This is a genomic window from Prevotella aurantiaca, assembly GCF_015262605.1.
Classification (GTDB): domain Bacteria; phylum Bacteroidota; class Bacteroidia; order Bacteroidales; family Bacteroidaceae; genus Prevotella; species Prevotella aurantiaca.
This window is the reverse complement of the sequence record NZ_JABZSJ010000020.1, coordinates 1-21,578: the sequence shown is the minus strand read 5'-3', so window position 1 is coordinate 21,578 and position 21,578 is coordinate 1. Positions and strand designations below refer to the sequence as shown.

General features: G+C 37.3%; 20 protein-coding genes and 2 pseudogenes. 11 read left to right on the top strand and 11 right to left on the bottom strand.

The window, feature by feature from the left end; genetic code table 11:
* Window positions 1-7 precede the first annotated feature (7 nt).
* On the bottom strand, window positions 8-1,279 hold the full coding sequence (locus HXN26_RS05135) for a TolC family protein (RefSeq protein ID WP_273159287.1): 1,272 nt from the start codon (window positions 1,277-1,279) through the stop codon (window positions 8-10).
* A gap of 201 nt (window positions 1,280-1,480) precedes the next feature.
* Between HXN26_RS05135 and HXN26_RS05130 the strand changes: the two genes are divergently transcribed.
* From HXN26_RS05130 to HXN26_RS05115, 3 genes are all read left to right on the top strand, one after another.
* Window positions 1,481-2,341, top strand: a complete 861-nt coding sequence (locus tag HXN26_RS05130; RefSeq protein ID WP_273159285.1) for a helix-turn-helix domain-containing protein — start codon at window positions 1,481-1,483, stop codon at window positions 2,339-2,341.
* Between the two features lie 476 nt (window positions 2,342-2,817).
* Window positions 2,818-3,942: a PCMD domain-containing protein gene (locus HXN26_RS05120; protein WP_273159310.1), complete on the top strand. Its 1,125-nt coding sequence runs from the start codon at window positions 2,818-2,820 to the stop codon at window positions 3,940-3,942.
* A gap of 23 nt (window positions 3,943-3,965) precedes the next feature.
* Window positions 3,966-4,757, top strand: coding sequence for a porin family protein (locus HXN26_RS05115; RefSeq protein WP_273159281.1), 792 nt, complete (start codon window positions 3,966-3,968; stop codon window positions 4,755-4,757).
* 229 nt (window positions 4,758-4,986) lie between these two features.
* On the opposite strand, the gene HXN26_RS05110 is transcribed toward HXN26_RS05115, so the two are convergent.
* From HXN26_RS05110 to HXN26_RS05095, 4 genes are all read right to left on the bottom strand, one after another.
* Window positions 4,987-5,472 (bottom strand): hypothetical protein, encoded by a 486-nt coding sequence (locus tag HXN26_RS05110; protein ID WP_273159279.1) that lies wholly within the window; start codon window positions 5,470-5,472, stop codon window positions 4,987-4,989.
* Window positions 5,453-5,677, bottom strand: coding sequence for a type II toxin-antitoxin system antitoxin (locus HXN26_RS05105; RefSeq protein ID WP_273159278.1), 225 nt, complete (start codon window positions 5,675-5,677; stop codon window positions 5,453-5,455). Before HXN26_RS05105 ends, HXN26_RS05110 begins: the two co-directional genes overlap by 20 nt.
* Before the next feature lie 164 nt (window positions 5,678-5,841).
* Window positions 5,842-6,483 (bottom strand): hypothetical protein, encoded by a 642-nt coding sequence (locus HXN26_RS05100; RefSeq protein WP_273159277.1) that lies wholly within the window; start codon window positions 6,481-6,483, stop codon window positions 5,842-5,844.
* Window positions 6,484-6,598: 115 nt separating this feature from the next.
* Entirely contained in the window at window positions 6,599-7,564 is a 966-nt protein-coding gene (locus HXN26_RS05095; RefSeq protein ID WP_273159275.1) for an SPFH domain-containing protein, read from the bottom strand.
* A gap of 320 nt (window positions 7,565-7,884) precedes the next feature.
* Here HXN26_RS05095 and HXN26_RS05090 point away from each other — a divergent pair, with 320 nt between their 5' ends.
* Together HXN26_RS05090 and HXN26_RS05085 are read left to right on the top strand one after the other, a co-directional pair.
* Window positions 7,885-8,046: a hypothetical protein gene (locus HXN26_RS05090; protein WP_199897121.1), complete on the top strand. Its 162-nt coding sequence runs from the start codon at window positions 7,885-7,887 to the stop codon at window positions 8,044-8,046.
* 80 nt (window positions 8,047-8,126) lie between these two features.
* Window positions 8,127-10,514, top strand: a complete 2,388-nt coding sequence (locus HXN26_RS05085; protein ID WP_273159274.1) for a hypothetical protein — start codon at window positions 8,127-8,129, stop codon at window positions 10,512-10,514.
* A gap of 455 nt (window positions 10,515-10,969) precedes the next feature.
* On the opposite strand, the gene HXN26_RS05080 is transcribed toward HXN26_RS05085, so the two are convergent.
* From HXN26_RS05080 to HXN26_RS05065, 4 genes are all read right to left on the bottom strand, one after another.
* Window positions 10,970-11,581 carry a TetR/AcrR family transcriptional regulator gene (locus HXN26_RS05080; RefSeq protein ID WP_273159273.1) on the bottom strand — a complete coding sequence of 204 codons (612 nt, stop codon included), beginning with the start codon at window positions 11,579-11,581 and terminating at the stop codon, window positions 10,970-10,972.
* A gap of 105 nt (window positions 11,582-11,686) precedes the next feature.
* The gene (locus HXN26_RS05075; protein ID WP_273159272.1) at window positions 11,687-12,094 is read right to left on the bottom strand and encodes a hypothetical protein; all 408 of its coding nucleotides are present in this window, start codon (window positions 12,092-12,094) and stop codon (window positions 11,687-11,689) included.
* A gap of 41 nt (window positions 12,095-12,135) precedes the next feature.
* Complete coding sequence (locus tag HXN26_RS05070) at window positions 12,136-13,518, bottom strand: hypothetical protein (RefSeq protein WP_273159270.1); 1,383 nt, start codon at window positions 13,516-13,518, stop codon at window positions 12,136-12,138.
* A 331-nt stretch (window positions 13,519-13,849) separates the two neighbouring features.
* Window positions 13,850-14,230, bottom strand: a complete 381-nt coding sequence (locus HXN26_RS05065; RefSeq protein ID WP_273159268.1) for an imm11 family protein — start codon at window positions 14,228-14,230, stop codon at window positions 13,850-13,852.
* Between the two features lie 237 nt (window positions 14,231-14,467).
* Between HXN26_RS05065 and HXN26_RS05060 the strand changes: the two genes are divergently transcribed.
* From HXN26_RS05060 to HXN26_RS05050, 3 genes are all read left to right on the top strand, one after another.
* A complete protein-coding gene (locus tag HXN26_RS05060) occupies window positions 14,468-14,629 on the top strand; it encodes a hypothetical protein (protein ID WP_273159266.1) in 162 nt (53 codons plus the stop codon).
* 25 nt (window positions 14,630-14,654) lie between these two features.
* Entirely contained in the window at window positions 14,655-16,256 is a 1,602-nt protein-coding gene (locus HXN26_RS05055; RefSeq protein ID WP_273159264.1) for a fimbrillin family protein, read from the top strand.
* A gap of 445 nt (window positions 16,257-16,701) precedes the next feature.
* Window positions 16,702-17,217, top strand: coding sequence for a nitroreductase (locus tag HXN26_RS05050; RefSeq protein WP_025001408.1), 516 nt, complete (start codon window positions 16,702-16,704; stop codon window positions 17,215-17,217).
* Between the two features lie 290 nt (window positions 17,218-17,507).
* Here HXN26_RS05050 and HXN26_RS05045 read toward each other — a convergent pair.
* Window positions 17,508-17,709 (bottom strand): annotated as a pseudogene (locus HXN26_RS05045) (hypothetical protein); the annotation flags it as partial.
* Between the two features lie 264 nt (window positions 17,710-17,973).
* Here HXN26_RS05045 and HXN26_RS05040 point away from each other — a divergent pair.
* Entirely contained in the window at window positions 17,974-18,315 is a 342-nt protein-coding gene (locus HXN26_RS05040) for a hypothetical protein (protein ID WP_273159259.1), read from the top strand.
* A gap of 281 nt (window positions 18,316-18,596) precedes the next feature.
* Here the strand turns inward: HXN26_RS05040 and HXN26_RS05035 are convergent.
* Window positions 18,597-18,800: pseudogene (locus HXN26_RS05035) on the bottom strand (hypothetical protein); the annotation flags it as partial.
* A gap of 157 nt (window positions 18,801-18,957) precedes the next feature.
* Between HXN26_RS05035 and HXN26_RS05030 the strand changes: the two are divergent.
* Together HXN26_RS05030 and HXN26_RS05025 are read left to right on the top strand one after the other, a co-directional pair.
* On the top strand, window positions 18,958-20,139 hold the full coding sequence (locus HXN26_RS05030; RefSeq protein WP_273159256.1) for a PDDEXK-like family protein: 1,182 nt from the start codon (window positions 18,958-18,960) through the stop codon (window positions 20,137-20,139).
* 96 nt (window positions 20,140-20,235) lie between these two features.
* On the top strand, window positions 20,236-21,567 hold the full coding sequence (locus HXN26_RS05025) for a hypothetical protein (RefSeq protein WP_273159254.1): 1,332 nt from the start codon (window positions 20,236-20,238) through the stop codon (window positions 21,565-21,567).
* Window positions 21,568-21,578 lie beyond the last annotated feature (11 nt).

The window sequence follows — 21,578 nt, the reverse complement described above, 5'->3', positions numbered from 1 at the left end:
TGGTTGTTTATTCGTTGTTTGTATATTTAAGAGCGTACATTTCCTTCAACATATCTATCTCGTGGATAGCCTGTTGTGTCTTTGCTGCATTCTCGTTGTTAATCTCTCGCAACAAACTATTGACGTCTATGATGCCATGAACAAGCTTCGATTCGGCTGCTTTGCGTACGTTTGTGCGCAGAGTAATTATCTCTTCGTCGCCTTGCATCATGGTTTTAAATCGGTCGATGTTCTCTGTTTGCTGTATCTGCTCCATATTATTGTTGAACTGGAAGACCTCCCTTGCGTTCTCAATCAGTTCGCGTTGCAAGCGTAACTTGGCTTTATCGTTCTTGCGCGTATAGAGAGCGCCCACGTTCCACGATAGTTTTATGCCCACAATGCCGTTCAAACTCCATTTCTTATTCATCATATCGTCGAACATATTCAGCCCTGGATAGCCGTAATAGCCATGCGCAAAGACTCCTAAACGTGGACGAAGCTGTGTGTCTAACGCCTTTTCTCTTGTTTCGGCAAGTTGTATTTGATGGTCGAACAAGCGCATTTCGGGTCGGTTACCAGCTAAATTGTTGGCTTCGACAGGCGTTGGCTTTGTGGCGTTGCTAACTTCTATGCCGCAGAAAGCACTTAACATGCGTTGCAACATTTGTCGTTGCGCTTTTAAACTCTCGTTCTGTTGTGCTATACTTAGCCTTTCTGCCTTTACGTTATCAAGGTCGCTTGTGGCAGCAGTACCGCCTTTTAGCATGACAGCGAGTTTGGTTTCGCTCGATAATAATAAGGCTTTAACATCGTTGTTCAGTCTGATTTGCTCGTCAAGGAGCAAGAGCGAGAAGTACATTTCATTGACACGCTTGCGCACTTGATACATATTTACGTCGGCTTGAGCCTGCTCTACCTTTCCTTCTTGGCGTGCAATGTTGCGCTGTTGACTTATAGCGCCACCGTCGTAGAGGGTTTGTTGCAGGTCGATAGCTATCTTATACTGGTCCTTCGATAGTCCTTTCATGTTCAGTCCTAACTGTTGGAACATACCTTTCATATTGTCTGGCCACCCCGCAACATCGCTTTGGTAGGTTGCTTGTGCCGAAGCCGTAATCTGTGGCAGCCACCCTTTCTGAATATTCTCAACGGTTAGCTGAGTGGTTTGGGCTATTAAGTCATACTGTTTTATAAAGGGATAGTTCTTTTCTGCAGCCTGCTGACATTCTTCCAACGTCTGTGCCTGTGCGCTAAAGACAGCCAGTAGCAGAACAAGGGTTAATGTTTTCTTTTTCATATCGCTTACTTTTGTTTTTTCTTACGTATAATTTATCGTTTCTATTTCGTTTCGACGATGCAAAGGTAGCGTAGTTTTTATTTAGCGAATTAACCATTGCACCGATAAAATTTCCCTTTTGTACGATTATCATAGAATTTATTCTTTTATCCAATATAATCATGTTAAATTTGCAATATAATCATACAAAAAGGAAATTTTATGGATAAAGGGAAGGTAGTAAACCAAGTTTCGTTAGACAATATCGACTTAGAAGCGGTGATGAAACATCAGGATAAAGCTTTTATAAACGAAGATGTGGTTCTTATTTACAATGGAAACATTCTCCGAAGTCCGCTATTTCATAAAGAAGAAATATACCAAATAGCAGAGCCTCGCATCATTTTTGTAATGGGAGGTAAGGGCGATACTTGTATCAATCTGCAAGATTACCACTTAGAACAAGGTTATGTGGTAATGACTCCCCCCGATACTATCTTCGAAATCAATGATGTTTCGCCCGATGCACGCCTCGTTGCCATCGTGTTTCGCGACAGCATTGACATGCCCGAAGAGATTATACATAAAGCTTCTCCAACAGACTTCGACCGACTATTGCGTATGTTTTACCTTGTTTGGGACATTGTACAAGTTTCGCCCTATCGCAGAAAAACTGTGCAACATCTGCTTAAAGCCATTGTTACCGACATTCAGGAGCTAAAGGAAGCAGAGGTTGAAACCACCAGAAAAGAAGGGTCTACACGTACAGAAGAGCTATTTTTACAATTCAAACGCTTGGTGCATCAGCACTGTATGGAGCAGCGTTCCATTCCTTTTTATGCCGATTTGTTGCACATTACGCCACACCATCTTTCTGCCATCATTAAGAAAGTGAGCGGTCAAAGTGTGATGTATTGGATTAACCGTGCTACTATTCAGAAAGCAAAAGTACTGCTGAAAACCAATGGTCTTATGACTTTCGAAATAGCAAACCGCATGAACTTCCCCAGTGCTTCGGCCTTTTCGAAATACTTTAAACGCGAAACGGGCATGACACCCCGTGCTTATCAAGAGAGCAATTAATAAGTAAACGAAGGCTGAAATGCTGCCTACGACAGACCACAAGAACTGCACAGAGCATACAAAAGAAACACTATAAAAAGCTATAAATACCACCCTTACTTTGTAAAGAAAACACATGCAAAAAGCGAAAGCAATTGTTTGGCGTTGCAAAAGCGGCTGTTTTGCGCTGCAATATAGGCGCTTTTGCCGTGCAAAACAGGCACTTTTAGAACGCAAAAGTGCCTATATTGTAACGCATTGATAATAAGTTTATTACAGAAGACAAACGCTTCTGTAATTTCTTTACAATTATTTATCTTCATCGGACACTTTAAAGAGGGCTATATTTTAAAGCTTGTGAAGGGTTCGGCAAAGTATGGACAAGAGACGGAAGCGAAGCAGGTGCAGCACCGAACGACTACCAAAAAAACGAAATAGAAGGCATTTTATAGAAAAATTTTAGTAATTTTGCAGCCAGAAACAAAAATCATAAAATGATGAAACACCTAAAATCATTGAAAACAGGAATTATTTTCTTATCACTTGTACTATCTTTTTCTGCGTGTATCAAGGAGGAAGCACTCAACCAGGAAGCCGATATTATCGCGGCATCGTTGAAAGATAAAGGTCTTCTAATACGCGAACCAGTGATTACAAACAACGAAGTGAAGTTCTTTGTGAATGGCGGTACCAACGTTGGAAGAATAGGACCAATGTTCGAACTTACTCCGGGGGCGACCATTTACCCCGCAAGTGGAACCGTTCGTAACTTTACTAAGTCGCGTATATACACTGTTACGTCGGAAGACGGGCAATGGAAGAAGGAATATAAGGTGTCTTTTGTGAGCAAAGACGTGGCTTCTGTCTACCATTTCGAGAACATTAAGTGGCACAAAGCAAAGCGTTCGTGGACCGATAGTCAGGCAAGTAACATCTTCCACATATTCTATGAGCTTACATCTCCTAAGGACACGCTGGAATGGGGAAGCGGAAATGCTGGCTACATGGTGGCTAATTCGAGCGCAAAACCAGAGGAATACCCTACCAGTCAGGCCGATGGCGGTGTAAAAGGTAAGTGTGCGAAGCTGCAAACAGTGAGCACTGGGTCGTTCGGAAAGATGGCAAAAGCACCTATTGCAGCAGGTAACTTGTTTACAGGAACATTTAAAATAAACATTTCGAACCCTGCTAAATCGACTCGTTTCGGACTTCCTTTCCGCAAAATACCTACACGTTTGACGGGTTACTATAAGTATAAGGCGGGCGAAAAGTTCACCGATAAGAATAGTAAAGAGGTGAAAGGACAACGCGACGACTTTGCTATCTATGCTGTTCTCTACGAAGTTACATCGCAAGAGCCTTACCTTGATGGAACAAACTCGCTTACAAGCAGTAACATTGTGCTGAAAGCGGAACTCGAAAACCGCAAGGAAACAGACCAATGGACCAGCTTTGCTATCGACTTTAAGTCTGTTGACGGACGTAAGATAGACGAAAATAAACTGGAAGCAGGCAAGTATAACCTCGCCATCATTATGTCGTCGAGCAAGGACGGTGCCGTTTTCAATGGTGCAGTGGGCAGTACGCTCTACGTAGACGAAATAGAACTAATCTACAAATAAACCTTTAACCTACGAAAAAAGAAATGAAAACAACAAATATTATAGTAAAGGCGACAGCTTCTGCCCTACTCGCTTGTATGGCAATTACGGCACAGGCTCAGCAAGATACCGACAAAAGACGTCAGCTTCCAGACCGCAACGACTGGGAGTTTGAAGTGAAAGCTGGTGTAAATATCGGCGGTGCTGCGCCCATGTCGATACCTCAAGAGATTAGAAAAATAGATAGTTATAGTCCACGTTTGAATGCTTCTATCGAAGGAGTAGCTACTAAATGGCTCGGCACAGAGCACAAATGGGGCTTGTCGGCAGGTGTGAAATTCGAACAAAAAGGTATGATAACGGGTGCAACCACTAAGGGTTACAGCATGGAAATTATTAACGATGGCGAGCGTGTGTCGGGCTTTTGGACTGGATATGTAAAGACACGCTACACCAGTACATTCGTTACTGTGCCCGTAATGGCTAACTATAGCTTCAACAAAAAATGGAAAGCGCGTGCCGGAATCTTTGCTTCGTTCCGCATGGACGGCGAATTTAACGGCTCGGTGAGCGAAGGTTATCTGCGAGAAGGTAGTCCTATAGGCGAAAAAATAGTATATGAAGGCGACCAAACAGCTACTTACGACTTCTCATCGAACTTAAATCACTTTCATTGGGGACTGCAATTAGGCGGTACATGGCAGGTTTCTGACCGCTTTACACTTAACGCTGACCTTTCGTGGGCGTTGAATAACATATTTGAAAGCAACTTTAAAACTATTTCTTTCAATATGTACCCCATCTTCTTGAACATTGGTTTCGGCTACAAATTCTAAGGGTTTGTAGAACAGTGGTGGGACGAAGACTTCTGGAAACTAATGCTGAATTGGTGAAAAGAAGCTATATTTAAGGTGGAATTTCGTGGAAACAACAAAACAAAAGGCTTGTTTGAAAAGTGGAACAAAGATGATATGGGATTGTGTTTTCATGACGACCACATTATAAAAGGTATATTTAGAAAATAGAATAAAACTATTTTCGACGCATAAAAAAGAAGGCAGCGAACTATTTCGCTGCCTTCTTTTTTTCTTGTTCTAATTCCTCTTTCTTCTTTATCGCTCGTATTTTGCTTGACCCAATGTTATAGGTTAGTAGCATATTACTTACGGAACCTATTCGCACAATAGAGTCGGGCAACTTTTGTGATATGTGCGTTACTTTATCAATAGTCATGTAAAAAGGAAAAAAAGCTGCTTCGATAGCAATATAACGGAGAAACTTTCCTGCTGTAATAGCTTGTCGAACGGACGTTATTGGGAACGATTGTTGCGGCCATTCTTTCCCCGGACGATAGGAAATCTTGTGAATAATAAACACACAATAGGTTAAAACAGACAGTAAAATAATCAATAGAACATTGCCTCTATTGTGAATTAGGTCTATTATAGTTAATATCCAAGGAATTAAAAGCATAGTTGCTGATATGGCTTCGCAAATGGTTGAATGTCTCGTACGCCTGAGACGGAGGTTTTTAATCGATACTGGTGTCATTTGTTTTATCTGTTTTAGATGACGCTTCGTCCTTCAAATGCAGCTTCGGAAGACGACGAGCCTTGCGCAGTGCTTCGGTTATGATCCACTGCAACTGGCCGTTGGTAGACCGAAACTCGTCGGCTGCCCACTTCTCTATAGCGCTCATCGTATCGGAATCGACGCGAAGAATGAAGCTTTTAGTGTTATTATCTTTCTTTGCCATGTACTTTTTCGCTTGCGGCTGAAAGCCATTGGATTTTATATTTTAGGTGTTGTTGAGTAGGAAAGTAAGCCGTAAGGATTGTTTAAACTATCGGCTTTGGGGTAGTAAAACATAATCGAGTGTGCAAAAGACACTGACTACGAACTTGCCGAAACGCCCCTGCTTTACTTTGTTTTATTGGCTTCTCTGCTTGCTTTCAAGGTTTCCGCCTCTTGATTTATTTTGTTTTTGAGAGCCTGAATTTCTTCTTCTGTTTTCCCTTTCAACTGTTCCTGCACTTCTTTTTCCTTTGCTTTTAATCTTTCCTTCATACCATCAAGCTCTTTGTTGTGCTTCGCTTTGGTACGTTCTATCACTATATCGATGCGCATTCCTATAAATCTATAGTAACCTACATAGAACGTTCCAAGGAAAATAATCACTGTCGGAACAATCGTATAATGGTCAGGTACATCTCTTAATAGCTGCGTTAATTGATTGATTCCGAAGATAAGTCCGAAGAAAGCAATCTCGAAAGAAAGGAGACGGAAGAGTTTGGTTACCATAATAAGCTGTTTATCGCTCTGGATTTCAATGAATTTTGAAACCAAACGATGCTCGGGATAGTAGGAAATAAAGCTCAAATAGCCAGCAAAAAAGGTGAAAAAAGCTGGAAAAAGCAATGAAATTGTATCGTCTTTGTATGCTTGAATAGCCATTATACTGGTTGTCCACATTGCAATTAACATCAGTACGATGACTACATCGCATACTACAGATAACATTGTACGAGGGGATTTAATTTGTTCAAATGATGCTTCTTTCATTTGGTTGGCTCTCTCTAAATGATTACTTTGCCCTTCAGTAGCTACTAATAAAGGCGGAAAAATGGGTTAAAACAAAGAAGCTCGTTGGAACAGAAAGCCCCAACGAGTTTCTTTTTTACATATTAAGCGTGCCTGAATTCACCACTGGTTGAGTCGCACTTTCGCTGCATAACACTACCATAAGGTTACTTACCATAGCTGCTTTCTTATCTTCATCGAGTTCAACAATGTTCTCTTTGTCGAGCTTTTTAAGTGCCATATCTACCATAGACACCGCTCCTTCAACGATTTTCTCGCGTGCTGAGATGATAGCACTGGCCTGTTGGCGACGCAACATTACTGCGGCTATCTCGGGAGCATAGGCAAGATAGTTGATGCGAGCCTCTATAATCTCAATTCCAGCCATCTCTAAACGCTCATCAAGAGTCTGTTCCAAGAGTTTGTTTATCTCTTCGCTATTGTCGCGAAGGGTTTGTGTTTCTGTGTCATCGTCAAGATTATCGTAAGCATATTGACCTGCAACATGGCGTAAAGCAGCATCGCCTTGAATACGAACGAAGCGTTCGAATGCTTCCATAATGTTACTTACAGCTGCTTTTGTGCTTATCTCATCGCTTGAACCAGCCATTGTTTCAGAGTCAATCTCGAAGATTGCCTTGTAAGTATCCTTGAGACGCCACACCAACATCATACCAATCATAACAGGATTGCCCGTCTTATCGTTCACTTTAATAGGCGCAGCGTCGATGTTTCGAGCACGGAAAGAAAGCTTTTTGGTATTGAGGAAAGGATTAACCCAATGGTATCCTACTTCAGTAAAGGTTCCTTTATATTGTCCGAAGAACATCATGACACGTGCTTCGTTGGGTTCTATCTTTATGAAACCACATGCACAAAATATGAAAACAAGCAATAACACACCAGCAATGGCAAGCAATGGTCCGCCATTTTCTTCGTTACCGATTAGTACAAAACCATACACTGCACTGGCAACTCCACATACAAACATTGCCAAAACGAGGATAAGCATAACAAAACCATTGATAACGTTCCCCTTAAATGCAAATTCTTTCTTTTCCATAGTTCTATTGTTAATATTGATTATCGTTTATATTATGATATCATTTTGATAGCACAAAGATATGGTTTTTATTTTATCACAACCAAATAAAACTGCTATATTTAGCAAATATTAACAAGAAAAGGGTATAAAAGAAGTTCTTAAAAAACATTAAATAATCGCGGTAAATATGTAATAATCATATAATTAGAGTAATTTTGCGGAAAAATTACAATGACAAAAAATATTTGTGTATATTGAACAAGCCACATATTAAAGCTCGGTCAAATCACAACAGGATTTTATTTTTATTTTATTTAGGAATTAGATTAGAATTTATTATGAAGAAGAAAGAATATATTAAGACCGACTTCAAGGTATTAAGACTTTATTCGGACGAAATTATGGAAGGTGGTTTTCACGTTCAGAGTAATATTCATGGTGGACTAACACCAGGCGATGACGAAAAAGATCCAGAAGAAGATGACCCCACAGGATATTAAAAATTGTTGAAATTATTTTTTATTTAGAACCATAATTCATTAGGAAAGAAACATCCTACTCAAACGAAATTACATATTCAATGAAACATTTATTTTATTCATGCATCGCTGCCTGCGTTCTATTATTTGCAGGTTGTGCTGATCAAGATGTACCAGAAATAGAATCAAACAACTTGGCACAGCCAGGATTAACTGTATCTATGTCTTTGGAAGGAAACATGCAGGGAGAAAAAACTACGGCAAATACACCTACAAGTCGTGCTATCGGTTACGAAACTGACGACAATACAGGTTTCCCAACACCAGTAGGTATATTCGATAAAGGTACAAACGAAGGCAAAGAACTTGCCGATGGTGCAAAAGTTCCTGTACTTCTTATATTCAGAAGTACAGATGAAACGCAGCCTGTAACAAAGGTTATTACCCAATGGACATATAAAAAAGGTGGAAATATTACCTTATTACCAAGTGAAAAGTTTGAGATGGAAGCAAATACTGACCTCAGCAAAGGCACATGGTTTGTTTGCGGAATCTTAGGTGGTGAAATGCTTCCAGGCAATAATCAAGTTAAGTTTAATGGTTTTTCAGAAGGTCATGTAGCTAGGAATGCTGCAGGAGAAAAAGTACAATGGGGTGCAAATATACCTTATATATTTAGCTGGAGAAAGCTGGAAACCAACGCAGCCAATAAAACTTTTAAGGCTGAAAAGCCTGTTAAGTTAAAGCAATTCGGTTCTATTGTGCGTTTGAAGGTTACCAACAACACCGATTTCGATTTTAAATACAATGGTGTACGCATCATTACAAGTAACATTCTTTGTGGACAATTCGACTTGAAAACGTTCGACACAGATGGCCTTGTTAAGGCAAGCGACCTTAAAGATACAGAGGATACTGATATTGCTTCAGCTAAATCAGCATCTTTTAAAAAGGCATTTGAAGCATTTAAGTTCTATCAACGTCCATTAACCGACAATGCAATGATAGGTGAAAATGGACTTATGAAGAAAAGACGCTTCCGTATTCACGGCGAATATATAAAGGACTACACAGAAGAGAAAGATAATGCTAACAAGCTCAACACTGCACTTACTTATTACGACCACACTTTCCTTCCAAGAGCTTCGGGTGACAATTTCGACAAAGTAGAAAAAGGAAAAGAAGCTCCAAGCTATATTTATGTATGGATGGCACCACAGCAACAAGCTATAAAAATATATGATGGAAAAAAAGAAGGAGCTGGAAGCTACACAGTAAAGAAGGTTTCTAAAACACAATTCTTGCTGATGGCAGTACCTACTGAGACAAGTTCAGAAAGTAAAATTGTACCTACTTCTATCAATATGTTGCCAGCTTATGGCACGATTGCAGACTATGTTTCGGGTGCAAACTATCCTGCAAAAGGTAAGGTTGTTTATAAATTTGCCCCATTAAGCTATGTTGCAAAACACGATAACTTCGGTACTGAGGCTGAACTTTCAAGCGATGTAAATCAAGATGTAGACCATAGTATACGTTATAAGTATAGCGAGGTAGAAGCAAACTTATCAAGCATACCAAGTGGTTTTATGTTTGCTAACCACGAATACTGGCGCAGTATTGTTCCACAAGGTTATGGTTTCTCTGGTTTCCGTGGCAATGGAAGATTCTATAATCACTCTATGGGTATCGTCTCTCCTGTCAAAATGCCAGGTTGGACCAGCTCAAAACTTGCTTTCCACAATTCTTCTAAGGGTCTAAAAGTAAATGGAAAGACAATTGCTTACATGATAGGAATGTCTAAGAAACCTGAATATATCAGTAATGATGAGGAGGGACAAGCATACCAAGGATATGCAAAACAGCCAGTTACTCGAGTAAGTTCGGGTATTACAGAGCCTCTTTCGTGGATAACCAATAACGATTATCGTTACGTAATGCGCTGGGAAGATGTAAATAATAATGCTATAATTACGCAACGTTATCTCGGTCCACGCTTTGTTCTTGATATGGACGACATCGCTAATGAAGATTTCTGGGCAGTTCCTAATAATAACAATGTAGTTTATCCAGCCGATGTAAAGCGAATTATTCCGCTTGGAGGAGGATACACTTTCAGCATTGCTAAGAGTAAATCAACTGGTAAAAAGTTGCAGTATTGGCATCTTTCTAGTCAAGGATTCAGTGCACAATATTGGACTCCAGACGATGCCTTACCAACTGGTCGCTATGCAATGAGAAGTCCGGTTACTCACAATGGATATATTTTAGACCAAGAAAAGAATCCTCCAAAGCAAGCTGTAGGATTTAGAATGCCAGGCTTATCTAGTGATACTAGTAGCTTCTTCTATTACCTTTTCAGAGGGGTTTCTGGCTCTCAGCATATAAGTAAAGATGATATTACAGATGCTGGCGGAGGCGAATACATTCAAAATCTTATTATGGCTGCTCCTGTGCGTTTGTGGAAAACGACTCCGTACGCAGACTAAAACGATTACAGAAATAAAAAAAGTATCTGCAACACTTGTAAAAGAGTGTTGTAGCTACTTTTTTCTTTGATTTAATATCATAGCACCATTTATAAACAGACATTTAGCTCTTTTCCTATTCGCAAAACCATTCCAAGAAAGAATTAAAACTTCTCCACTATAGTTGAAGTTTTCCATTCTGAAAATGAATCAACTTCTGTCCAAGTTCAAGCTCTAAAACCTCTCCTATTTTTCGATTGTAAAAAAAGCAACTCTCTGATTCAAAGCTGTCTAAAAGAATACAATCTTTTGGCTATACTAAGTAGGATTGCAAAGATTCTATTCTTTTATTCTTGACGCTGAAAAATTATAATTATAAATCACACAAAATATAATTATAAATAAAAAATTTATAATAACAAATTTATTTTTTGTTATTATAAATTTTCTCTTGCCTATTTCACGACTAAATAGACTTATTCATTAATAAATTGCCGAACAATTTTAAATATGGTTTCTGCTAAAAGTTTACGCCCCGATTTAGTACTAAAGTCTAATCCACAAAAAGTTGACCTATTCCCTCTCAAGAGTACATAGTAAAGCCCCCCTGTTAGTACGGCAAATAAAGCTCTTGGTGAAATTTTCTCATTATTAATTTGTTTGGTGAAACTCGGTAAAAATTCCTTAAGGGTAACCTCTCTTTTTCTCGCACTTTTTCGAGTAAGGCTGCTATTTTCATACATTTCCCAAACCATAATGGATTGCATGTCTTTATTTTTATAGATTGCATCTATAAATCTCTCGATTAAGTTCATAAAAAAAGCTTCGGCGTTTTTATAATCGTTTGGATTAATAGCAATATTATCGTTAAGAAAATAATCAAACTGAGAAGTATATGCTTTTATTAATTCTTCATCATTCTTAAATCTACGTTCCAAAACGATAACATCAGTTTTAGACAGATTTGAAACTTCCTTGATGGTAACCGAAGAAATGCCTTTTTCTGAAATAATAGTGGCAATAGCCCTCATTATATCTTGTTCAATTTCTTTTTCCGTTCTTCTTCCTAAATACCTTCTTTTGTACATCTTATTATATTTTTTATTTAAGTATATCAACCCAACCAGTTTATTATTTAGAACTGGTTGGATTGAATATTAAATGAATGGGAAAAGTCCTATTAAAACAACCCGTTATTTTTCTTTCTGAAAGATAAGACGATCTGAACTATTTGAATTCATTCCATACAAACTAAACCATAAAGTTAGCTTATTTCCATCTATTTTATAGTAATGTTCGTATGTCCAATTAGATAATTTTATACCCAAACCCTGTACAAATACAAATAAATGGCAATTATTTTCTGTATAAAAAACTCTCTTTTTCCCTCCCATTTGCCAATAACCAATAATGTCTCCATTAGACATAAATATAAGTTTATTAATTTCTGGATTATTGGAATTTATTGACTTCCAAGTACCCAGCAAACGAGTATCCATTTCTTTCTTTGTTAAATCTGGCTCTTGTTCTTCGCATGAAGCTAATGAAAACATTAAAACAGTGCAACAAAGTAGCCAAGATAATAGTCGTAAGTATTTCATATCAATGTATATTATATCTAATCAATGTATATTATATCTAATCAATGTATATTATATCTAACATAGGTTTCGTCATCTGTTAGAAGCCCACTTGGAGTAACTAAAGGAGAATACCAACTTGAAACATTTATTCCATAAGCTTTCTTGGCACACCACCATACCAAAGTAGTACAAGTGAAACGAGATGGAGCTGCCCATTTTGCAGTTGCGAATTCATACCATCTTACATAGTCTCTTCCTACGTATTTATTTGCCCAATCTGCAAGAGCATCTGGATTAGAAACGGGTGTTTTAACTTTATAAATACCACTTTTGAATCCTCTCCATCTCCATTTGTATGTCACTTTTTGTACACCCATTATATAATGAGGGGTATCCCAATAAGACATTGATGATCTTTTGACCCCATTTTCAGACCAAGATTCTATTGTCACTTTTGCTGAATCTGAAGTATGTGGAGTGATCTTTGAATTAATAATGCCAGCATGTCCAACTTTGAATCTTACATTCTTTCCAATATTTAGAAATATCCAAGGATGGAAATGGCTAGGAATTGCTAATATAAAATCTCCTCTACGTGCGGCTCTTATCCATGCTGGTTTTACAACTTCCTCCACGTTTATTTTGGGATAATTAAAAGAACCACCTACAGACCGTAATAGGTTAGAGTTTCTTGATTCTTGATTATTCATTTCTGATTCAATCTCTTTACTTAGATCTGAAAAGAAAGCCTTATGATCAATAGTTTTTGTTCGAGTTTGGTTTTTTTTCGTAGATTGAGATGCGGGTTGAGTACTCAACCTATCAACGTTTTCCAATCTCACATTACTTATGTCTCCTACATGTATGATAGGGATTTCATTTTCTGTAATCAATTTAGTCGTTGCCCTATTCTCTATCTCGAGCATTTGACTGGCTTCTGGAACTAGATCCAACTTAGATGATATGTTTCGCGCATCTTCTTGTAAAAGTTTATCAACAAAGATTTCTCGTTGATCTTGGGGTAAATCATAAAAGTTGACAGCACTTCCTGTCTCATCATCAACAATATCCAGTAGCTGCAATCTTAGTGCCATTGGATTTATTTTAGATGTTTCTTCTGAATCATCAAATCTTTCATAAGAACTAATATTAGTCAACAATGATAGTTTTGCACTCCTATTGTCCAAAGCACCAGTTGCATATAAAAGTGTTTTAGCATTATCTACATACTCTAAGGCAAGAGGGTTTATTGAATCAATCTTATGATTAATAACACCCCTTAGCTGAGAATTAGTAGTAGAAATAGAATTGGAGGCTGAAGAATTTTGCATCTCAGCATTAAATGTCGGCTCATCTATATTCGATGAGCAACCACTGGTAACGATACTTAGAGAAACAACAAGAGCAAAAGTTATTCCCCCAGAAAAATTTTTTTTATTCATATTAGATTTCTTTTATAATAACTTTGGCAATGATGCCGTTGCAAAGGTAATACAAATTTTATTATATCAAAATAATTTGGATATAATTTTCAAAAATTCTTTTTTATAGCTGATTACAATAACGTATACTTTATTTTTTGATGAGTTTGTATGAAGATAATTGATTTGAATTAAAAACAGAAGCACTGCAAGTTCCAAACTGGGGGGCAGGATATTACATTTGATTGTAAATTTATCCAGAATTACGTTTAAGATAGGGCTATTCATCATTCTTTAATTTCTCGCATCCCCTAAGTTTTCTATCTTTACAATCTTTTGAGTAACAACTTTATTAAATCCTTTCGTAAATGGTTCTGTCTTTTGGTGTTATGTCTATACTATTGCTAAACTGTAGTCCTTTTAAACCTGCTTCGAACAACGCTTTCTTTATCTTTTCATTTACAACAATGCTTCTGTGCATCTCTTCGCAACGTACAATATCTGCATTATCATCGTTAAAGATATTTTCTCTAAGTTTCATGTAATAAAACATATATTCTGGGTTGTTTCGATCGAAATTCATCAGACGAAATTCACTATTTTCCAAATCAACACATTTCATGCGGTGTGGCAAATTCATAGCGTAAAATCCTTCGACCTTTTCTTTGCCACAGAATAAGTCCACATCAAAAAACTGTATGTCTTCCGAAGATATCTGTCTGTTGGTTACCATCTTTGTCTTTCAAAGCCCAACTTTGAAAAATGTCCATAATATGATAAATTCCACCGAAAGAAGTGATATTCTCGTTTTTAATTGCTACCTTTGCATGCCAAATTTTGTCTATTTCTTGTTTGCAGCACCAAGATAGGTGAAATTTCTGACGTATCCAAGTGTTTTGAGAACTTTGTTTCTCAGAAACTTGGAGTTCTCACAAGAAATAATGCTGCGGAATTAAGGTAAAAAACAGATATGCAAAGAAAAAATTATGTAAAAAAGGAATATTGTTGCCCCGAGCTTTCAGTTATTCCTGTATCGGCAGAACCAATCATGGGTACAAACTCACCCTTTAAGTCTGATCACAAAAAGGCAGATGATGACAACACTAACTCGTATGATGTTGACCCAGATTAACTCAAAATAATTATCAATAAGAATTATGAAGATTAACAAGTTCACAAGTTTGTTTGCTACATGCTTGCTTATGGGGCTGACGGCTTGTTCTAATGACAATGTAAGTGACGCGGATTCTAGCAATAGTGCTGAGAATAAGGATTTAACAGGTAAGACTTCTTTCTCTATTACTTCAGAGGCTAAGACACGTACCTCAGGCGTTTATGATGGTTCAGGGGTAGATTTCTACTGGACTACAGATGACAATATTTGGGTAAATAGTGGCTCTGCAACATCTCCTACACTAACAGCAAGTAGTTCCAACAATATTACATCAACAACAGCTTCTGCAAAGTTCTATTTCGATGGAACTTATACGGCAGAGAGCTATCCTGTTAGATACACAGGAAACGCAAACACTTCAGGTAACACTGTTACAATAGCAACAAGTCAGAATCAGGACGAAGCCAACAAAGCGACTCAGTTAGGAACTGTTGGAGACTGCGGTGTCGGTACTGCAACACGCCAAACAGATGGATCCTATAAGTTTACTCTCAGTCATGAGGCTTCGTACATAACATTTATGCCATACTACTCAAAAGAGGAGTTGGATGCTTCTGCTGTAGTAACACAAATCAATGTTACAGTAGCTAACGGTGAAAGCCTTGCTGGAACGTTCAATTTTAGCGACAGCGGTTTAGGAACTGCAAATAGTTCTTCTAACAGCGTAACCTTGACTTTGAACGGAACAAGTTCAGAAACTGGTTTCCCTATTCCTAAAGCCGCTACAGCATCTAAGAATGCAGCCATAATGGTTGTAGCTCCGGGAACTTACTCAACCTTTAAGGTTACTTATACTCTATATGATTCCGTAACTGGTACAAATAGCACTCTTTCATATACATATAGTAATATAAAATGTAATGCTGGAAAGAATCAGAAAATCAGTACCGACCTTGGCATGACGACATATACTTCTCGCAAGTCCAATTATTACATGTGGGATGCAAAGAGCAATTATTGGAATGGGTTTGAGAGCAGTCAGCCTTTACTCAATAACGCTGAAAATGCAAACTATGCAAAATCATCTGGGGACTCAAGATGGTACAATACTGTATTCGAGAAATATGTCAAGACAATGGCTACAAACTCATGCCAGAATCAGCCGACCTTCGAAGCACTTACATGGTATATTGAAGGAGGATCTCCACAGGTGGATAACAAAACTTTATGGGTATTTGCAAACCATCTTTATGTAGGAGGCATCTGGATAAAGAAACAGAGCAAAATTCCAGGTTTTATTTCTACGATGAGCTATCCAAGTGCATTTACGTGGAATTTAGGTAAAGATATTCCATATAGTGTACCAATCTCTGGCAAACCAGAAGCATCAGTAAGAAGTAGTTATTTCTATCTTCCAGCACTTGGAAAATACGTTGATGGGAAATTAACCGGTTTAGGAGTTAGTGGCTATTACTGGGCAAGTACACCAAATCCAGTTAACAATGGTGACAGAAATGCAGGTTATGGTAAAGTTATATCAGCCAACTGTCTTCGCTTTACGATAGATCAAACGGACATAGATAATGTCTATGTACGTAGTTACTATGAACGTTATGTAGGCATGCAGGTACAGAAATTTGAATAGGTCCCCACAATAATGTAAGTAAAAGAGAGGCTGGAAACAATACCAAGCCTCTCTTTTTCATTTGGAACCTTTACTGAATAAGAATGTAGAGAACACATTTATAAAGAGAGTATAATATCTTAATTCCGCAGTATTTTTTATTGTGAGAAAATTTTGAATGCTTTGCTGCTACTTCCACGTTTGCCCAATACAGATTCGGTAAGTTTTTTCAAAGTTCAACTTTGAGAAAACGTCCATAATATGAAAAACTCCATCGAAAGAAATGATATTCTCGTTTTTAATTGCTACCTTTGTCATGTCAGATTTTTGCTTACTTGTTATGTTTGCAGCACCAAGATAGGTGAAAATTCTGACATATTCAAGTGTTTTGAGAACTTTGTTTCCCAGGCACTTGGAGTTCTCACAAGAATTTATGCTGCGGAATTAAGGATAAAAAAGAAATGTTATGGAAGCATTAGAAGTATTGTTGACACGTCGTAGCATACGTGCTTATGAAGAGCGTATGCCAGAACAGGAGTTGATTGATAAGGTTATGGAGGCTGGTCTTTACGCTGCAAGCGGAAAGAATAAGCAGACCGCTATCATTGTTGAAGTTACCAATAAGGAAGTACGCGACCGCTTGTCTGTGATAAATGCTGAGATAATGGGCGTAACAGGTGATCCTTTTTATGGCGCACCTGTCGTTCTTGCAGTATTAGCAGATAAGAGTAGCCCTAATCATGTCTATGATGGTGCGTTGATGATGGGCAACCTTATGAATGCTGCTCACGCAGTAGGTTTAGGAAGTTGTTGGATTAATCGTGCCAAGCAAACTTTTGAGCGTGAAGATGGTAAGCAGATGCTGAAAGATTGGGGTGTAGAAGGTGATTATGAAGGTATCGGCTTCTGTATTCTTGGTTATGCTGCAAAGGAAGGCAAGACCTTATCACGCAAGCAAAATCGTATCTTCTATGTGAAGTAAGGATTTGAATCAGTGCTACCTGATAAACATAGGTTGTTCTGTCTTAAGACATTCCCTTGAAGCGTATGTCTTTCTGCATTCTGACTTCATTCTTTGAAAAGTTATTCAAGGACCCTACCAAAAAGTTCGCGAATTTTTTCTAAATTGTTCGCGAACTTTTTTTTGATTTATTCCCTTAATTCTGCAGTATTTTTTCTTGTGAGAAAATTTTATATGTTGAGATGTCTTTTTTGGGGCTCTATATGTTGATATGAGGTGCTTCGGTGTTTCTTGGGTCTTTTCTAAGCATAAAAGACTCCACCGAAACCAATGGGGAAGTATGAAAAACCACAAAAAATACTTCCATAACAGAATGCTTTGCCGCTACTTCCACGTTTGCCCAATACATATTCGGTAAGTTTTTCAAAGCTCAACTTTGAGAAAACGTCCATAATATGAAAAAACTCCATCGAAAGAAGTGATTTTCTCGTTTTCAATTGCTACCTTTGCCATGTCAGATTTTTGCTTACTTGTTATGTTTGCAGCACCAAGATAGGTGAAATCTCTGACATATCCAAGTGTTTTGAGAACTTTGTTTCTCAGAAACTTGGAGTTCTTACAAGAATTTATGCTGGGGAGTTAAGGACAAATAGAAAACAAATCTTTAAAGAAAAAGAAAGGGTTCGGTAAACTCCTATTGGATACTGTTACCAATACGCTATTAAAGTAAACACAAAAGAGACAAAACAATATTTATAATCCTAAATTAATAATTTTATGAATTCAAATGACATTCAAAACGAAGAGGTAAAAGTAACCTCAAAAAATGAAAAGACTAAAGTAGCCTCGAAGACACCTCAACAGACCATTATTATTCAACAAGCAGAAACAAAACCGAGCAATAGTATTGGCACTGCAGGCTTTGTGTTGGCACTGATTGGTCTTGTGTTTTGCTGGGTTCCCGTTGCAAATGTAATTCTTTGGCTTTTAGGGCTGATATTCTCTTTTGTCGGGGTATTCAAGAAACCAAAAGGTTTATCTATTGCAGGATTATGCATATCCTCTATTGTTATTATTATCATAGTTTCGCTCGTAGGCTTGTTAATTGCCACCTCTTAAATAAAAAAGTATGAAGAAGACGTTTAGAATAACAGGCTATCCTATCTTGTTGGTCTTGTTTTTAAGTCAATTCTTTTCGTGTAAGGGCTATGACCCTTACACGATACTATCTGAACTTCGAGATAGCCTAAAAACATCAAAAGATACAATTTCTTTTTATTGTATAAAACCTTAATTCCGCAGTATTATTCCTCGTGAGGTACTTTTATATATTGAAGTGACATTTTTGGGATTTATCCATTGATATGGGGATTTTCTAGGGTTCTTGGTTCTTGCATAATCATAAAATCCCCCACCCAAACCAATAGGGAAGTATGATAACCACAAAAAATACTTCCATAACAGAATGCTTTGCCGCTACTTCCACGTTTGCCCAATACAGATTCGGTAAGTTTTTCAAAGCCCAACTTTGAGAAAACGTCCATAATATGATAAATTCCACCGAAAGAAGTGATATTCTCGTTTTTAATTGCTACCTTTGTCATGTCAGATTTTTGCTTACTTGGTATGTTTGCAGCACCAATATAGGTAAAATTTCTGACATATCCAAGTGTTTTGAGAACTTTGTTTCTCAGAAACTTGGAGTTCTCACAAGAATTTATGCTGTGGAATTAAGGTTCATGAAAATTAAGACACGGAAATATGAAAGAAACATTAAGAATCTCAAACCTGCTATTCCAATATAGGCTTAATTATTGTAAAAATGGAATAAGGCTATCTGAGCGGGTTCATCAGCTTATCAAGACATATTTGGATATGACACCATTTCATCTGAATGTCATAGAAGCCGCTTGCAGAGGTCGTTTTAAAGAGACTGGACATAGTCTTGTTCTTGCAAACCTACTGAAACATCCTGTCATTCAATCTTCATTTATAAAGAATTTTCTGAATATCCAACATGAATATATGCATGTGACAACAGAAAAAAACAGGATTGATGTTGCATTAAAGGGGAAAGACATATTTGTAATAATAGAGAATAAAGTAAATGATGCTGAGGAAATGGAAAACCAGATATATCGCTATGTTAACGACATTGGCATAAAGAAATACGGTTTTACGCTGCCACAGATCTATGTCATATATCTTAACCCTATCAACCGTAAACCCCCTTCACCGTATTCACTATGTGATAAGAACAAGGAGAATAATGTATGTGAAGCACTGGAAAAAGAACACTTTAAAGTTCTATCATATAAATATGATATTACAGATTGGCTACGTAAGTTATCTATTGAAAACGAGCCACATATAGTAAGTGCATTGGATCAATATATTGATTTCTTAGAAAACAAATTTTATACTTCACCTATTTATCAAAACATGAACAAAGAAATTAAAGACTTTATATTGAAAGAACTTCATATTGAAGGACTGACACTCCAAGAGCAGATAATAGCTCTAAAAAACGAACAAGAAAAAGTGACAGCATTATTAGATTCTATCGAAAACCTTAGAATTGAACTGCGAAAAGAAGAATCAAATAGGCTCATGAGAGAATGGCAATCAGAAATAGAGAAAGAAATCTCTTTATCTCAAGACGAACATTCGTTTGGTATACAATTAAAAAATCAAGTTTGGTTAGGCGTCTGGGATGGTTACGATGCAAAAAATAATTTACCTTATTGGGGATTTCAACTGGAAAACTATAAGAAAATCGAGATGCCAGACCTTCTCGAATCAATTAAAAAATTGATTGAGAAGTCTAACATCGAACACTACCACACAGACGAAAAAGATTTTATTGCTTGGTGCCCAACTAACGAAGGTGTTTCGAGATTCCTGTCACTGTACGAAGCAGCAAAAGAATTGGGAATGGTGTAAAATAGTTTTTTATATTCTGTTGCTTAAACGCTTACAAAAACACTTAAATCAAAACATTACGAACTCACGGACAACACCTGATAAAAACATAAATTTATGGATACAATAGATATAACCTACGAGTTAGAAGCTTTCTACCATCATTTAAACGAAGCTACTATAGACAGAACCATCTTTTCAGCAAGATTCGGTGACGGTAAAACAGAGTTCCTGAAACAGTTCAAGGAAAAATACCAGAACGAGTACGATTTCTACACTCTCTACCCTGTCAACTATCAGATTGCTCCAAACGAGCAAATAATGGAGTACATAAAAAGGGACTTGCTTTTCCAACTGATTCTCAACAATAAAATTGAACAAGGTATAGAGATTCCTGACTCTATAGCATTCCAATGGTACCTCTGTAACAATTCGTTTGACATCATACGGAAGTGTATGAAATTTGCTCCATCCCTCATTGGTACGATGTCACAATACCAAGAAGTATTAGTGGGCGTAACAGTACTTGCAGAAACAATCATCAAACAATATCAGAAATTTAAGGACTACGAAAAAGAGATCAACAATGATGAGTCTAAAAAAGCATTGGATTTTGTTGAAAAATTCAATAACAAGGTCGGTGGTATCTATGAATTAGACCCTATCAGCTGGCTAATTGCTAAAAGCATTACTGATGAGAATGGAAAAACATCCGTCCTCATCATAGAAGATCTTGATCGTATTGAACCAGCTCACTTGTTCAGAATCCTCAATATCTTCTCTGCCCACATAGACAGGCAATATCTATTAAGTGACCAAGTAATAACCGAAGATGGCAAAGAGAAGTCAATAGATGAACTGCAGAATAAGTTTGGGTTCAAGAAGATTATCTTTGTTATGGACGCAGAAGCAACTAAGGCTATTTACGAAAAGTTCTATGGTAATTATAATTATAATGGATATATCAGTAAATTTATCTCTAAACGTATTTTTGAATATTCTATAACTGAAACAGCACGACGGAGATTGAGTGAACATATCTATCACGAATGCGGAATAGACAGAGAAACAATGTTTGAAGCTTTAACAGATGAGATAAAGATTTTAGGACTCTCTGTAAGAGACATCGTTAGAGTACTTGATGGGTTTACAAATTCCTATAGAAAAGAAGTGGTAAAAATAACTGATGATGTTCAGTTTTTATCGGATACACCTCTTGTTAAAATCCTTGCCATATTAAGCAGATTGGGAGTAAAGAGAAATAATATGCCAAAAGTTATCCAAAAGATAAAACCAAATGAGGAGATAATTCGTTTGTTGAGCAGCTTTGCCTTAGATAAAAGTTTTATTACAAAAGCGAACTACATACGATATAATGGACAACCGTATTACATACAATTTAACATAGGGATATTCAGTAAATATCTAACTAATTGTTTGTCAGTGTAATATATTATTTG